A 15,194-nucleotide genomic window follows, 5' to 3' on the forward strand; every position below is an offset into this window, starting at 1 on the left:
ATTGAGCATTTGATAGTCCCATAAATGAGAATACCGGCAATTGCCGGTATGTTACATCAGGGATGAGGGAATGCCGACCAGCCATGAATGGCTTTGAAGTCGGCTCACATCTGAAATGCTAGAGTGCTCGCATGCTATTTTATAGAATACAAAAGATCTTGTGCTTGCTGTTGCTGACCGGAGTTGCCAAGTTTCATCACACTTTTCAAAATGACGGCAGCATTATCCAAGTCTCCAATTTCTATATAAACTTGGGCTAAATCTAATTTAGCATTAACACCATGCTTATCATCATCCACGTTTACATGACTTACCTGTGACGTGAATTCCGGAAACTCATCTAAACCTACGTCAATTTTATGTTGGTCAAAAACACTTTCATCTAACTCTTCTGCTAATGCCGACTCTTCAAGCAAGGTATCAACAGCAATAAAGTCTTTTTCTAGCTTTTCTTCTGTAGCAGTGTCCAGTGCCTCGGGCTCTACTCGAGCTTTTACCTCTGTGGTTCTACGTAATTGGGTAACATTGCTTGGCGGCTTTATATGCTCAGATTCAGCAGATATTTCTGCGAGTAATTTATCGAACTCTACGTCATCAAAATCGTTAATTTCATGTACTTCAGAGCTGTTTGTTTCATGCTCTTCAGCGCTATTTATTGTTAAGCTTTCGTCATTAGATTCAACAGGAGTAACAAGCTCATCTAGCGGCGCTCTGGCTGAGCGAAGTTTTGCTGGCTTTGATTCTTCCTCAAGCATGTCGTCAATAATTTGTTCAATATCTAAATCATCTTCGGTAGCTTGAATTTTTACATTATCTTCATTGCGATTATCTTGCACGCCACCTGGTACTAGCTTAGCGAGCAACTCTTTATCGTCCAGGATTTCAAGTTCTTGCTTTTCAGGCGTAAGATCCATTGAAGTAAAAGCAGTAACAACATGTTCATTTTCTGAAGGAGTTGGAGTACTTTCTGTAGCCGTAACTTTCTCGGTTTGCTCTATTTCAGATACTTGTTCAGACTTTTCAGCTACAACAACTGGGGCTTGGGCCTGTTCATTAATTGGCTCTTTTACACTTTCTTCAATTGAAATCGTTGGCTGTTCTTTTATTTCAACTTCATTAGTGTTTTCAGCTGTTGGGTCTACAGCAATATTACTTGTCGTCTGTTCCATCTTTTTACGACGAGACACTAACACAAACAAAATAATAACTAATATTGCTAATAAACCATTAATAGACCAATACGTCATTGGGTTATTAAAAAACCCTTGCTGCTGCTCAGTAAGTTTACGCTGCTGGGCCAATAGTTTCTGTTCACGCATTTTTGCTTCTTTAAGCAATGCATTTTGCTCGGCCAGCTTGTCATCCATTTGCGCTTGCATCTCAGTTGCTTTTGCAACCTCATATTGCAAATAGGACAGCTGGTCATCAACAGCATTCAAACTTTCTTTAAGTTCACTATTTTCTGCTTTTAGAGTGACAACAGCTTCTTCTTCAATGACTTCTACTGTTGCAGCATCAGTTTGAGTGGTTAACTCTTTAACATCGGAAGCGGCGCTTTGCTCTACAAGAGCCTCAACGACAACTGTTTCTTCGGTATCAGCAACAGCTGCAACGGTAATGTTTTCAGATGATTCAACCGCCTCTGTAGAGTCTGCGGTTGCTGTTGTTTCTAATTCACTCTTGGCAACATCAACAGTTTCAGCTGTTTCTGCTTGTTGAGCATTACCGTATGGGTAAGGTGCAACTTGACGGATTTCTTCAAGAGTTGGAATTCGCAGAAATTGCCCTGCAACCATGGTATTAATATCGTTTCTTAAAAAGGCATTTGGGTTGGTATTAAACAATGCCATCATCACTTGATAATTCGACACGGTAGTATCTGGACGATGAGCAACTGCTATTTTCCACAAGGTATCGGTTGTTAGAATAGGTCCATATGAGGCTTTATTATCTTCATCAAAATTTTGACTTGAAGCGCTGGTATTTTCTGAATCCGTAAGCGCTGAGCTGGCAGTTGATGTGTTAACATTTTGACTTGTGTCACTCACCGGTACTAGTTCATCTTGTGCAAAAGCATGCAAAGGTGAAACTAGAATGAAAGCAGCACAAATTGATTGTGTTATCGTTTTAAATAACGACTTATTGTTATTGTCAGCCATGAAAAGATCCGTCCTATTCTGAGGCAATTTTTTTATTTATGTTAGCAAAGAGGGTCTAGAATCTCTTTTGCTTATATTTTTAGCTATTAGATACTATAAACCAGAAATAACGCGGATCCTATTAATATTTTCCGAGCCAATTTCTGGTTTATTTGACGCTGAATTTTACGAGTAAACGTTAAGCGTGTTTATAAATAATCTTTAACTAACAGTTCTGCAATTTGAATACTGTTCGTTGCCGCGCCTTTACGCACGTTATCGGCAACAATCCACATGTTAATACCGTTTGGATGAGAGATATCTTCACGTACACGGCCAATAAACACATCATCTTGACCGCTGGCATCACTCACTTGAGTTGGGAAGTCTTCATCTTTAGCAGCAAGTACAACACCAGGCGCTTGAGCAAGTAACTCTTTTACTTCTTCTGCAGACGTTTGTTGTGTTGTTTCAATGTGCAAGGCTTCACCATGCCCATAAAACGATGGTACTCGAACAGCTGTAGGGTTAACCAGAATACTTTCATCGCCAAGTATTTTCTTTGTTTCCCAAACCATTTTCATTTCTTCTCGGGTGTAACCATTATCTTCAAAAGAATCAATTTGAGGAATAGAGTTAAACGCTATTTGGCGAGAGAAAGCTTCAACTTTCACTGGTTTGCCAGATAATAAATCAGCACATTGCTTTGCTAATTCTTCAATAGCTTCTTTACCTGCACCTGAAACAGATTGGTAAGTACTTACATTAATACGTTCAATACCAACTGCATCGTAAATAGGTTTAAGAGCGACCATCATTTGAATTGTTGAACAGTTCGGATTAGCAATAATATTGCGATTACGGTAATCAGCTAACGCTTGTGGATTAACTTCTGGAACCACAAGTGGAATTTCAGGGTCATAACGATATTCAGACGTATTATCAATAACAATACAACCAGCATCGGCAGCAATAGGCGCAAATTTTGCTGACGTACTGCCACCGGCAGAGAAAAAGCCAATTTGAGCTTGGCTGAAATCAAACGTGTCGGCATCAAGAACTTCAACACTTTGGCCATTAAATTCAATAAATTCACCAGCACTACGGCTACTTGCTAATGGATAAAGGGTATTAACCGGAAATTTTCGTTCTTCAAGAATTTCCATCATGTGCTTACCCACTAGGCCCGTTGCACCTAATACAACTACATCAAATTTTTGTGCCATTTTCTTTCTCTACTTAATTCACTGGATTAATTTAATTTCTGCTACTACTTAATGCTCTAAACTTTAACCTTAAAGCCAAGGTTTTTTAATGTCTGTGGCCAGCTGTGCTGGGCCGATAATTCTAACGCACTAAACTCTCTTCTAACAGGGTAATTTTTACGTAAATAGTCAAAAGATTTAATATTTAGCTGTTCTCGGAAGATTTTATCATCTCGCCTTACATCATAAACATCAAAAACTCTCTGTTTTACTGTAATTAGCTCGTTATTGGGATGCTGCTTTTCATACTCAAATTCGGCTTTAGGTAAAAACTGCTCTAACTGTTTTTCAATGGGCTTATTAGCAAGTTTAGATAATGCCTGATAAAGCATCTCGGTGCCACGAGCTTTTCCTTCTAAGCTATAACCAGCAATGTGTGCCGTGGTTAACTCACAAAAGGCGATCAACTCCGTTAGAATCTTAGGTTCATTTTCCCATACATCCAACACAAGATGTGGTCCTCGATTATTCTGCTTTAATTGTAATAGTGCTTGATTATCAATGACTTCGCCGCGACACGCATTGATTAATATTTGCTGTGATGAGAGTTCTGTGAGCACAGCTTGATTAAACATGTGATAAGTACTGTGTTCACACTCTTTAGTGATCGGTACATGCAATGAAATAATGTCACAGTTAACTATCTCGTTTAATGAACTAAATGTTCGAGCATCACCAGACTTTTCTAACAAGGGATCACATAATAAATAGTTAATACCCAACGCATCTAACTTTTCAGATAAACGCGTTCCTGTATTGCCTGCTCCCACAATACCTATCGTTTTTGTTTTTAAATCAAATCCTAACCGCTCTACCAACACCATCAGCGCACTTAAAACATATTCTGCTACTGATATGGCATTACAACCAGGTGCATTGGTAAAAACAACATTTCTTTGCTTTAAATAACTTTGGTCAATATGATCAAAGCCAATTGTCGCTGTGCCAACAAACGTTAACTTGGTATTTAAATGCAATAATTGTTCATTGACCTTAGTAATGGAGCGTACTAATAAAACATCTGCATCTTTAACTTGCTCCGCACTTAGCTCTCTACCTGCAAACGGCACAAGCTCGCCAAAGTCATGGAAGAACTCCTTGGCATAAGGAATGTTTTCATCGTAAAAAATTTTCAATTTTATTTACTCAATACTAGTCATAGCAATTAGGTCCGAATGAATTAGCCCTTCGGAGATTACGTCCGAATAAATTAGCCCTTCGGGGATTACGTCCGAATAAATTCGGACCAACAACCAAAAAGGGCCGGGATATACCCAGCCCTTTAAAATAAACAATTAGTGTTTATTTATATTTCTTCATTACTAGTGTCGCGTTAGTACCACCAAAACCGAAGCTGTTTGACATAGCCAGGTTAATTTCAGTATCAAGCTTTTCAGTAATAATGTTTAAGCCTTCAGCTTTTTCATCTAACTCATCAACGTTAATTGAAGGAGCAACAAAGTTGTTTTCCATCATTAGCATTGTATAGATAGCTTCATGAACACCTGCAGCACCTAATGCGTGACCAGTCATCGCTTTAGTTGCAGAGATCATTGGAGAGTCATGACCAAACACTTCTTGGATTGCGCCAAGCTCTTTAACATCACCCACAGGAGTCGATGTACCGTGCGTGTTTAAGTAATCAACTTTGTCTTCAACACCGTGCATAGCTTGTTGCATACAACGTACTGCACCTTCACCACTTGGAGCTACCATATCGTAACCGTCAGATGTTGCACCGTAACCTACGATTTCTGCATAAATGTGTGCACCGCGAGCAAGAGCATGTTCTAACTCTTCAACAACAACCATTCCGCCGCCACCAGAGATAACAAAACCATCGCGGTTTGCATCATAGGTACGAGAAGCTAGTTCTGGCGTATCATTATATTTAGTAGATAACGCGCCCATACCATCAAACATCATAGCTAATGAGTAATCAACTTCTTCACCACCACCAGCAAATACAACATCTTGCTTGCCTAGTTGGATTAACTCTGCAGCATGACCAATACAATGAGCTGATGTAGCACAAGCAGAACTAATAGAATAGTTAACACCTAAAATTTTATATGGTGTTGCTAAACAGGCTGAACATGTACTCGACATTGTTTTAGGTACCGCATATGGGCCTACACGACGAATGCCTTTTGCGCGAAGCGTATCTGATGAATTAATTACGTTCATTGAAGAAGCGCCACCTGAACCGGCAACTAAACCAGTGCGAACATTTGATACTTGCTCATCAGTTAGTTTTGCATCATCAATTGCTTCTTGCATAGCAATATAAGCATAACCTGCAGCATCACCCATAAAGCGCATAACTTTACGATCTATATGCTCACTAGGAATAATGTTAGGTTGTCCCCAAACTTGGCTTTTTAAGCCATTTTCATCAAAACTTTCTGCACGGCTGATGCCTGAGCGGCCATTTTGTAAAGATTCTAGTACTTCGTTTGCATTGTTACCTATACTAGACACAATACCAAGACCTGTAATAACTACACGTTTCATATATTTAACCATCGTTAATTGATTTAATTGTGCGTATCATACTACGAAAAATTGTCGATCTGGTCTGTCCAGTGTACAGTTGTACGCTGATTTACCTTAGACTTTAGTAGATAATCGCTCGACTAAGGGTTAAAATTTAACAAAATTAACAGTTTAATGCACTATTTTTTGTTCATATTTAATAACAAGGTTTCTGCTTCGTGGTACAAATAAAAACGGCAAAAGTGAGTTTTAATGATGATGGAACCCCATTTTCTGCAGAGTTTGACGATATTTACTTTGATAGCAACCAGGGTTGTTCACAAAGTGTACAAGTGTTCGTTGAAGCAAATAATATCCCACATGTTTGGCAAGATCACAGTGAAGATTCATTCGTTATTGTTGAGACCGGCTTTGGTACTGGCCTAAACTTTTTACTTACGTTAGATCGCTTCGTTAAATTTAAACAACAAAGCAACTCTGCTTTGACCCTGCACTTTATCAGTACAGAGAAATTTCCATTAACTAAAAATGACCTCGCAACTGCCTTAGCTTTATGGCCAGAGTATGCAAAATACAGCAGTGAATTACTCAGTCACTACGATTTGCAAGAGGAGCAACTAACCGTATCATTTGCAGATATTGATGTTAGCTTAACTATTTTGTTTTCTGATTCAACCAAAGCATTAGCCAGTTTAAACATACCAGGCCAAGGGTTAGTCGACTGTTTCTATCTTGATGGTTTTTCACCTGTTAAAAATCCTGAAATGTGGAACAAGGGGCTATTTTTACAACTCGCCAGGATCGCCAAAAAAAATGCGACTCTAGCAACGTTCACCGTTGCCGGAATTGTCAGGCGCGGCTTGGAAGAAGTGGGATTTAAAGTGAGTAAGCTCGCCCATGATAAAGCTGACATTCAAAACAATGAACGCCTAGCTGAAAAGTCGCAATCTTTAACTGCAACATTTAAAGGCTTGAGAAAAGGCAAACCATTAACCGGCTTTAAAGTACGTGAAAAAGTTGAAAGTTCAAAACATGCCACAATTATTGGTGGAGGCTTAGCCAGTGCTTGCGTTGCACTAGCCTTGGCAAAAAAAGGCATTCAAGTAACCTTGCTATGCAAGGACGAAAACCTTGCTCAAGGTGCCTCAAGCAATGCTATTGGCGCTATTTATCCATTGCTACATCAAAATAAAGATACGATAAGCAATTTTTATCAGCTCGGATTCGAGCGCTCATTAACGCTTTATCAAGACTTATTAGCGCAAGGCTACAAATTCAGCCACGGCTTTAATGGTCTTATAGAAGTGTCATATAAAGAGGCACTGGTAAAAAGACAGGCTGTATTTGCTAAAAACCAGGTGTGGCCAGAAAACTTAATCCAAGCGATAACTGCACAGCAAGTAAATGATATAAGTGGTGTTGGGGTAAATCATCCAGGGCTATATATGCCAAGAGCCGGTTGGGTTTGCCCGCCTGAGGTTGTTAATGCGATAACCCAAGCAGCAATAGATACTGGTAAAGTAAAAGTGAAAACCAAGCGGACACTTGTTGCAATTAAAGCGTTAGAAAATGATCGTTGGCTTATTACAACTCAAAAAGGGCAAAAGCAAGAGCAAAAACAAGTGCAAAATCTGATCTTATGTACCGGAGCAGACAGTTTGCAAATTGATGCCTTAAACGACCTACCGTTATCGATAGTACGCGGTCAGGTTAGCCAAATGAAAACCAACGAAAAAATCAATAATTTAAAAACCGTGCTGTGCCACAAAGGCTACCTTACGCCGGTAAATAACAGCGTGCATTGTATTGGCGCAACATTTGATAAAGATGATGCTGATTTATCATCTCGTTCAATCGATGATACGTATAATATTGAGATGTTAGAGCGCTGCTTGGGCGACATAGGCCACTGGACTGATGAAGATGTAATTACAAGTAAAGCTAGATTACGCTGCTGTACCCCTGATCATTTGCCTGTTGTAGGTCGTTTGCCTGAAATTGATTTACACAAACAATACTATGCACATTTAAGTAAAGACAAAAACTGGCATTACCAACAAGTTGCCCCATTAAAAAATGGCCTTTATGTTTTAACTGGTTTGGGCGCTAGAGGTTTATGCTCAGCCCCCCTACTTGCTGATATTCTTGCCGCCGAAATTTGCAACGAAGACTATCCTGTCGATGAAGAAATGCTCTTTAACTTATCACCAAACCGATTTGTGATCCGTGATCTGATAAAATCAAAGAGCTAACTTTACGCTCTAATGTTATCAAGTTTATTGAGCACGACTGAACATAGGTTTAATTGCGCGCCAGAACTCAACAACAATGGCCTGATCAGGAGCAGATAACTCATCTTGAGCAGCAAGTATTTGCTTATCAACGTATGAGTAAAGGTTTGTTGATAATGGTTGTTGTTGGTGACCAAATTCAACGGCTGCCACTTCTAAGAAACCCCGCAGGTAACTACTAGCAAACAATTGATCATCACAATCTAATTCAATTAAGCCATCGAAATAACAGAATAATTGTTCAAGGTTTTCTACGTTTTCAGTGTTTATCATTTTCTACTTTTAATTTAAATCGTGAATGTGTTTGTGTGTTATTGCGTTTACTCTAAACCTGGGCTCGCAACGGGGTATAATACTTGGTCATGAAAACCGGTAACTACCGGTATAAAACCAGATAATTCTTTATCTAATTGTTGGCAACCTGTATCAACAATAAGTGGGCGATTATTAAGTGCTTGTAGTTTACTTTTGGTGGCAACGACTATAATATTATCCTTTCCAATAGCGCGGATCACTCGCGGACTTAATTGTTGATTGCCTCGACCAAAAATATGGCCCTGACCACCAATCACCGTAATAACCAATTTAACCACAGATTCTGAATTCACTACATACTGATATAGCTCACTTTCAATCACGTCGCTGTGCAATAGCTCTTGCTCTTGCAACACATCAACACCCAATAGAGTATTAGCGATAGCAAGTTCATCCATAATAGCTGCAACCGTTGAACCTGAGCCGATCACAAATAATTCGTCATCCATAAGCTCAATGACATGAGCCGCAATGTCCATCAGCACCATTTCATCCGTTTCTTTACCGCCCGACTTTACTGCTTGTATATATTGCAACTCGCTTGGAATTTGCATTTCACCATAGCGACGAGCTTTTACAACACCAGTTCGAAACGCTGCTTCATCAATATCCATAACATCAGCATCAAAAAATGACACCAATTCATTATTTATCATTTGCTCAACAACCCGACCGGCTGCTGTTGGTGTTAGTGCGTATACGCCCGAGTGAATTTTACAACCAGCAGGAATTCCTAACACAGGAAAATAACCATCAACTTGATGGCACACATTACGGGCGGTGCCGTCACCACCAGCAAATAACAGCAAGTCTACGCCTTTATGCTGTAATGCTTTAACTAACTGCTCAGTATCTTCAGGCACAGATTGAGTGCCCGAGTATTGATATACTCGTTCAACATTAAAGCCCAACTCTGTTGCTATATCTTCGCCCATATCGTCATTGGCGGTAAAAATGGTAATTTTATCTTTATATGGAAGCAGCACTTCCAGTGCCAATTTAGCTCGTAAATTAGCCTTTGGTGTTGCCCCTAAGCCAAGAGCAATTTGAGCTGTATCTTCACCGTCACTGCCCTTGAGCGCAACACTGCCGCCAATACCGGCAATAGGATTTACTAAAAATCCCAATTTAAATTGTGTCATATTAAATTATGCTTTCCATTGCGACGGTTGTGTTTGTATTTGTTTGATATAGAGGATGACTAAATTCGAACATCTCTGCTGTTAATATCAAACCTGGTTGGTAAAAATCGATAAGTGCGTTAATAAATAAACCGGCTCTGTTGGGAAAACCATGTTCTAAATAATTTAGAACTTGCTCAAAGACTTTAGTTTGAAAACCATACCTGTCGACTTCGATACCAGATAAGTTGTCGGCAGAAACATTAAACTTGAAGCCACTGGCAATACAAAATGCCCATTCAATTGCTTGTGGTTTAATTTCTACCTGTTCAAATTCTTTTTGCTGTATTGCATCGCGCCCATCAGGAGCATACCAATAACCAAAATCTTCTAATAAACGTCGCTCTTTACCCGCGATACACCAATGTGATATTTCATGAAATGCACTGGCATAAAATCCATGGGCAAAAATAACCCTATGATAACTACAGCTTTTATCTGCTGGTAGGTATATAGGCTCATCATCACCTTTCACCAAGCGAGTATTTTCAGACAGTGAAAATTGTTCAGAGAATATATGAATTAAATCTTGATAGTTGTGCGTCATGGAAATAGGCAGTAACAAATAATTGCCGATATTTTAGCAATAAAAACTGACAGCGTAAATCTGCGTGATTTTAAAATTATTAACCTGATCTAATATTCACTTTACGATATAGTGAGTGCTACTACCAACTTCACTAACAATAATTTACAGAGAACCAACGATGAAGAAGCTTGATGATGTCGACTTGCAAATATTAACCTTGTTATTCAAAGATGCGGACACCACCAACAAAGATCTTGCCGCATCTATTGGTATCGCCCCTTCTACCTGCTTGGAGCGAGTTAAACGGTTAAAATCTTCAGGGGTGATCAAAGGGTCTTTTATTGACGTAAATTACAACACCATAGGCGGTAATATTCAGGCCATGGCAGCGATTCAATTACAGCCTTACTCTGAACAGATTGTAAATTTATTACGCGATGAGCTTCTACCCTTACCTGAAATTGTCAGTATGTTTCATATGGGCGGTGCATTTGATTTTTATATTCATATGTCAGTTAAAGACACTGAGCATTTACGACGATTTGTCTTTGAAGCAATTACATCTCGGGATGAAGTAACAAATGTGGAAACTGCATTAGTTTTTGAACACAGTAGAAGCCCAGAAATACCTAATTTCAGTTAATAAAGCCAAAGGGGAATAGTAGCTTAATAAATAATATCAGCTACTCTCTCCTTTGAAGATTAATAGCCGTACGATTTAACCCTCAAAGCTAAACGGCTGGTAATCATTTTCGTCAGGGCTAATTTTCAAATATAATTCATCGGCACGTTCACGAGCACTTTTAATTTGTTCTCTAGATAACTTTTTAGAGTCCATATTCATGCTTTGTTCTGCAGGTTCATAACCATTAAACGCGGCAACGCGATTCCAAATATAAGACTTTTCTATGTCTTTGCTAACACCTAAACCATCAAAGTATAGTAGCGCCAGGTTGAATTGTGCCAAAGCAAAGTTTTGCATGGCAGCATCTTCATACCAAACAGCAGCATTGCGATAACTTTGCGTAACTACCTCACCCTTTTGGTACATCAGCGCCAGGTTGAATTGAGCTGCGGCCAAGCCTTTATCTGCAGCTCGACGAGTATATTCAAAACCTTGTGTTGTGTCTTTAGTACAGCCACGGCCTTCAAGATACATCTGTGCGATGGCAAACTGAGCTTCAGCAATTCCTCGGTTTGCAGCACGTTGATATAGCTCAAATGCTTTAACCTGATCTCGCTTAACACCCTGACCATTTTCATAAAGGGTAGCTTGGTGATACAACGCCGGTGGATAACCCAAGTCAACAAGTGGCTTTAGCTCTTCAGTAGCTTCAATAAAGTCGCCCCTATTGATCATATCTAACGCTTCATCATAACCAGATAATGCAGGGCTAGTAACGCTTATTAATAAGGTAAATAGTAAGAATTTTTTATTAGAAAACATTCGGTTAACTCCTAATAATTGATGTTTTTATTATAGTCTAAATTATTAATCTGATGATATATATTTTTAGAAACGAGCAGAAAAAGTTCAGCCCTTCAATTTTGGTTGGCGTGAGCGTTATGGTGAAGCAAGCTTCCTATGAACTTCCTGAACTTGTTTCAGGATCTACCTTTATTCTTAGATCCTGAAACAAGTTCAGGAAAAAATTAATATAGATTAATTAATAAAAAAGGCTGCAAATGCAGCCTTTATTAATAACAGTTTTAGTAAGCTGTTATTTCAAACCGTCAAAGAAGTTTTTTACGCCATCAAAGAAGCCTTGTTCTTTTGGACGAAAATGGGCAGCGGCTTTACCTTCACCCATACTAGCTTGTAACTGCTCTAGTAATTCTTTCTGTTCAGATTTTAAGTTTACTGGTGTTTCTATGACAACCTTACACATTAAATCGCCAGTAATTGAACTTCGTACTGATTTAACACCTTTGCCACGCATACGGAACATTTTTCCAGTTTGAGTTTCGCTAGGTATTTTCAGTTTAACTTTACCGTCTAATGTTGGTACTTCAATTTCACCACCAAGTGCTGCAGTAGTAAAACTAATTGGTACTTCGCAGTACAAGTTATTTTCATCTCGAACAAATATGTCATGATCTCGTACATTAACTTGTACGTATAAGTCACCTGCAGGAGCGCCCATTTCACCGGCTTCACCTTCGCCAGATAAACGAATTCTATCACCAGTATCTACGCCAGCAGGAACCTTAGCAGATAATGTTTTAGTTTTCTCAACACGGCCTTGTCCACGACATGATGTACATGGCTCTTTAATCACTTTACCGCGACCAGAACATGTAGGACAAGTTTGTTGTACAGCAAATAAGCCTTGACGCATTTGTACTTGGCCATGGCCGTGACAAGTTGAACAAGTACTAGCTGAAGTACCTTTTTTAGCACCGCTACCGCTACATGGATCACAATTTACATAAGTTGGTACTTTAAGCTCTACAGTTTTACCTTTAACAGCTTCTTCAAGACTCATATCTAAGTTGTAGCGTAAGTCTGAACCACGTCGGTTTCGAGATTGACCACCTCGGCCACCGCCGCCGCCACCAAAAATATCACCAAAGATATCACCGAAAGCATCACCAAAACCGCCACCGCCGAATCCACCGCCACCACCGTGACCGCCTTGTTCGAAAGCTGCATGACCGTATTGATCATAAGCAGCACGCTTTTGATCATCATTTAAAATTTCGTAAGCTTCTTTAACTTCTTTAAATTGCTCTTCCTTACCCTTATCACCTTTAGTTCGGTCAGGGTGGAATTTCATTGCTAAGCGTTTATAGGCTTTTTTAATATCACGTTCACCAGCGTCTTTCGACACACCTAGAACTTCATAATAATCACGTTTTGACATAGTTATCTTTACTTTAAAATAATCGTTTGCAAACAATAAAGCGCTGACTAATCTTTTCGATAGCAGCGCTTCATTAAATATCTAATCTAAGCTGTGCTTAGTTAGCTATTATTTTTTGTCGTCTTTAACTTCTTCAAACTCAGCATCTACTACATCGTCTGCAGATTGAGCTTGTTGCTCTTGACCTTCAGGAGCTGCGCCGCCTTGAGCTTGTGCTTTCGCTTGAGCGATTTCCATAAGTTTTGCAGACGCTTCAATTACTGCTTGAGATTTGGCATCAATTGCTTCTTTGTCGTCGCCTTTGATAACGTCTTCAAGTTCAGTTAAAGCAGCTTCAATTTTCTCTTTATCTTCAGCTGGTAAATCATCACCCGCTTCAGTAATTTGAGTACGAGTAGCATGAACCATACCGTCAGCTTGGTTACGTGCAGTAACTAATTCTTCAAACTTAGCATCCGCATCAGCATTAGCTTCAGCATCACGTACCATTTGCTCTACTTCATCATCAGACAAACCAGAAGATGCTTTAATGGTAATTTTTTGTTCTTTACCAGTATTTTTATCTTTAGCAGTTACGTGCAAGATACCATCGGCATCGATATCGAAAGTAACTTCGATTTGTGGAGTACCACGTGGTGCAGCATCAATACCTTCAAGGTTAAATTGCCCTAAAGATTTGTTTAAAGATGCTTGCTTACGCTCACCTTGTACAACGTGTACAGTTACAGCAGATTGATTATCTTCAGCTGTTGAGAATGTTTGTGACTGCTTAGTTGGGATAGTTGTGTTCTTATCGATAACCTTAGTCATCACGCCACCCATTGTCTCAATACCAAGAGATAAAGGAGTAACGTCAAGAAGAAGAACGTCAGTAACATCACCTGATAAAACACCAGCTTGTACAGCGGCACCAGAAGCAACAGCTTCGTCAGGGTTAACATCTTTACGAGGTTCTTTACCGAAGAAGTTAGTAACTGCTTCTTGTACCATAGGCATACGTGTTTGACCACCAACCATGATTACATCAGTGATATCAGACGTTGATAAGTCAGCATCAGCTAGAGCAATTTTTAATGGCTCTAATGTCGCTTTAACCATATCTTCAACAAGTGACTCTAACTTAGCGCGAGTTACTTTGATGTTCATGTGCTTAGGACCTGAAGCATCGGCCGTGATGTACGGTAAGTTAACATCAGTTTGTTGTGCAGAAGATAACTCACACTTAGCTTTTTCAGCAGCTTCTTTTAAGCGTTGCATAGCTAGTGGATCAGTTGTTAAATCCATGCCTTGATCTTTTTGGAACTCAGCTACTAGGTAATTGATTAAACGGTTATCGAAATCTTCACCACCTAAGTGTGTGTCACCGTTAGTCGCAAGTACTTCAAATGTGTGCTCGCCTTCAACTTCATCAATTTCGATGATTGAGATATCGAATGTACCACCACCTAAGTCGTATACAGCAACTACGCGATCGCCTTCTTGCTTGTCCATGCCGTAGGCAAGAGCAGCAGCAGTTGGTTCGTTGATGATACGTTTAACATCAAGACCAGCAATACGACCAGCATCTTTAGTCGCTTGACGTTGTGAATCGTTAAAGTATGCAGGAACAGTGATAACAGCTTCAGTTACTGTTTCACCTAAGAAGTCTTCCGCAGTCTTTTTCATTTTTGCGATTACTTCAGCAGAAATTTGTGGTGGAGCTACTTTTTCGCCTTTAGCTTCAACCCAAGCATCACCGTTGTCAGCTTTAACAATACCAAATGGCATGATAGAGATGTCACGTTGAACTTCTTTGTCTTCAAAACGACGACCAATTAAACGCTTGATAGCGAATAAAGTATTTGTCGGGTTAGTTACAGATTGACGTTTTGCTGGTTGACCAACTAAAGTTTCGCCTTCAGCAGTGTATGCGATAATTGAAGGAGTCGTGCGATCGCCTTCAGCATTTTCAATAACACGTACGCTATCGCCATCTAATACAGCAACACATGAGTTTGTTGTCCCAAGGTCAATACCAATAATTTTGCCCATTTGAGGATCTCCACTTAAAATATTTCAGATAATTCTTTGATATTCAATAAGTGGGGTGGGCTGAATTATATTTCAATAGAAAAA

At 39.4% G+C, this 15,194-nt stretch carries 12 protein-coding genes; 2 read left to right on the forward strand and 10 right to left on the reverse strand.

Going from position 1 to position 15,194, the window contains the following annotated elements; genetic code table 11:
* Positions 1 to 134: 134 nt before the first annotated feature.
* The 4 genes from RI845_RS13100 to fabB form a co-directional block, all read right to left on the reverse strand.
* Positions 135 to 2,159 carry a FimV/HubP family polar landmark protein gene (locus tag RI845_RS13100; protein WP_348386609.1) on the reverse strand — a complete coding sequence of 675 codons (2,025 nt, stop codon included), beginning with the start codon at positions 2,157 to 2,159 and terminating at the stop codon, positions 135 to 137.
* 188 nt (positions 2,160 to 2,347) lie between these two features.
* On the reverse strand, positions 2,348 to 3,364 hold the full coding sequence (locus RI845_RS13105; RefSeq protein ID WP_348386610.1) for an aspartate-semialdehyde dehydrogenase: 1,017 nt from the start codon (positions 3,362 to 3,364) through the stop codon (positions 2,348 to 2,350).
* Between the two features lie 56 nt (positions 3,365 to 3,420).
* Complete coding sequence (locus RI845_RS13110; protein WP_348386611.1) at positions 3,421 to 4,539, reverse strand: 4-phosphoerythronate dehydrogenase; 1,119 nt, start codon at positions 4,537 to 4,539, stop codon at positions 3,421 to 3,423.
* 166 nt (positions 4,540 to 4,705) lie between these two features.
* A complete protein-coding gene (gene fabB, locus RI845_RS13115; protein ID WP_348386612.1) occupies positions 4,706 to 5,917 on the reverse strand; it encodes a beta-ketoacyl-ACP synthase I in 1,212 nt (403 codons plus the stop codon).
* A gap of 200 nt (positions 5,918 to 6,117) precedes the next feature.
* On the opposite strand from fabB, the gene mnmC reads away from it, so the two are divergent.
* Entirely contained in the window at positions 6,118 to 8,151 is a 2,034-nt protein-coding gene (gene mnmC, locus RI845_RS13120; RefSeq protein ID WP_348386613.1) for a bifunctional tRNA (5-methylaminomethyl-2-thiouridine)(34)-methyltransferase MnmD/FAD-dependent 5-carboxymethylaminomethyl-2-thiouridine(34) oxidoreductase MnmC, read from the forward strand.
* Positions 8,152 to 8,175: 24 nt separating this feature from the next.
* Here mnmC and RI845_RS13125 read toward each other — a convergent pair whose 3' ends face one another.
* The 3 genes from RI845_RS13125 to RI845_RS13135 are packed head-to-tail and all read right to left on the reverse strand — an operon-like array spanning position 8,176 to position 10,233.
* On the reverse strand, positions 8,176 to 8,463 hold the full coding sequence (locus RI845_RS13125) for a YfcL family protein (protein WP_348386614.1): 288 nt from the start codon (positions 8,461 to 8,463) through the stop codon (positions 8,176 to 8,178).
* 47 nt (positions 8,464 to 8,510) lie between these two features.
* Positions 8,511 to 9,647: an ATP-NAD kinase family protein gene (locus tag RI845_RS13130; protein ID WP_348386615.1), complete on the reverse strand. Its 1,137-nt coding sequence runs from the start codon at positions 9,645 to 9,647 to the stop codon at positions 8,511 to 8,513.
* 1 nt (position 9,648) lies between these two features.
* On the reverse strand, positions 9,649 to 10,233 hold the full coding sequence (locus tag RI845_RS13135; RefSeq protein WP_348386616.1) for an elongation factor P hydroxylase: 585 nt from the start codon (positions 10,231 to 10,233) through the stop codon (positions 9,649 to 9,651).
* A 160-nt stretch (positions 10,234 to 10,393) separates the two neighbouring features.
* Between RI845_RS13135 and RI845_RS13140 the strand changes: the two genes are divergently transcribed.
* A complete protein-coding gene (locus RI845_RS13140) occupies positions 10,394 to 10,858 on the forward strand; it encodes an Lrp/AsnC family transcriptional regulator (protein WP_348386617.1) in 465 nt (154 codons plus the stop codon).
* A 75-nt stretch (positions 10,859 to 10,933) separates the two neighbouring features.
* Here RI845_RS13140 and RI845_RS13145 read toward each other — a convergent pair whose 3' ends face one another.
* The 3 genes from RI845_RS13145 to dnaK form a co-directional block, all read right to left on the reverse strand.
* Positions 10,934 to 11,662: a tetratricopeptide repeat protein gene (locus tag RI845_RS13145; RefSeq protein WP_348386618.1), complete on the reverse strand. Its 729-nt coding sequence runs from the start codon at positions 11,660 to 11,662 to the stop codon at positions 10,934 to 10,936.
* Positions 11,663 to 11,936: 274 nt separating this feature from the next.
* Entirely contained in the window at positions 11,937 to 13,079 is a 1,143-nt protein-coding gene (gene dnaJ / locus RI845_RS13150; protein WP_348386619.1) for a molecular chaperone DnaJ, read from the reverse strand.
* Between the two features lie 108 nt (positions 13,080 to 13,187).
* The gene (gene dnaK, locus RI845_RS13155; RefSeq protein ID WP_348386620.1) at positions 13,188 to 15,110 is read right to left on the reverse strand and encodes a molecular chaperone DnaK; all 1,923 of its coding nucleotides are present in this window, start codon (positions 15,108 to 15,110) and stop codon (positions 13,188 to 13,190) included.
* Positions 15,111 to 15,194 lie beyond the last annotated feature (84 nt).

This window comes from Thalassotalea nanhaiensis, from assembly GCF_031583575.1.
GTDB lineage: Bacteria > Pseudomonadota > Gammaproteobacteria > Enterobacterales > Alteromonadaceae > Thalassotalea_A > Thalassotalea_A nanhaiensis.

Coding starts and splice junctions, on each gene's coding strand:
- RI845_RS13100 (WP_348386609.1), bottom strand. CDS start 2,159: ATGGCTGACAATAACAATAAGTCGTTATTTAAAACGATAACACAATCA.
- RI845_RS13105 (WP_348386610.1), bottom strand. CDS start 3,364: ATGGCACAAAAATTTGATGTAGTTGTATTAGGTGCAACGGGCCTAGTG.
- fabB (WP_348386612.1), bottom strand. CDS start 5,917: ATGAAACGTGTAGTTATTACAGGTCTTGGTATTGTGTCTAGTATAGGT.
- RI845_RS13125 (WP_348386614.1), bottom strand. CDS start 8,463: ATGATAAACACTGAAAACGTAGAAAACCTTGAACAATTATTCTGTTAT.
- RI845_RS13130 (WP_348386615.1), bottom strand. CDS start 9,647: ATGACACAATTTAAATTGGGATTTTTAGTAAATCCTATTGCCGGTATT.
- RI845_RS13135 (WP_348386616.1), bottom strand. CDS start 10,233: ATGACGCACAACTATCAAGATTTAATTCATATATTCTCTGAACAATTT.
- RI845_RS13140 (WP_348386617.1), top strand. CDS start 10,394: ATGAAGAAGCTTGATGATGTCGACTTGCAAATATTAACCTTGTTATTC.
- RI845_RS13145 (WP_348386618.1), bottom strand. CDS start 11,662: ATGTTTTCTAATAAAAAATTCTTACTATTTACCTTATTAATAAGCGTT.
- dnaJ (WP_348386619.1), bottom strand. CDS start 13,079: ATGTCAAAACGTGATTATTATGAAGTTCTAGGTGTGTCGAAAGACGCT.
- dnaK (WP_348386620.1), bottom strand. CDS start 15,110: ATGGGCAAAATTATTGGTATTGACCTTGGGACAACAAACTCATGTGTT.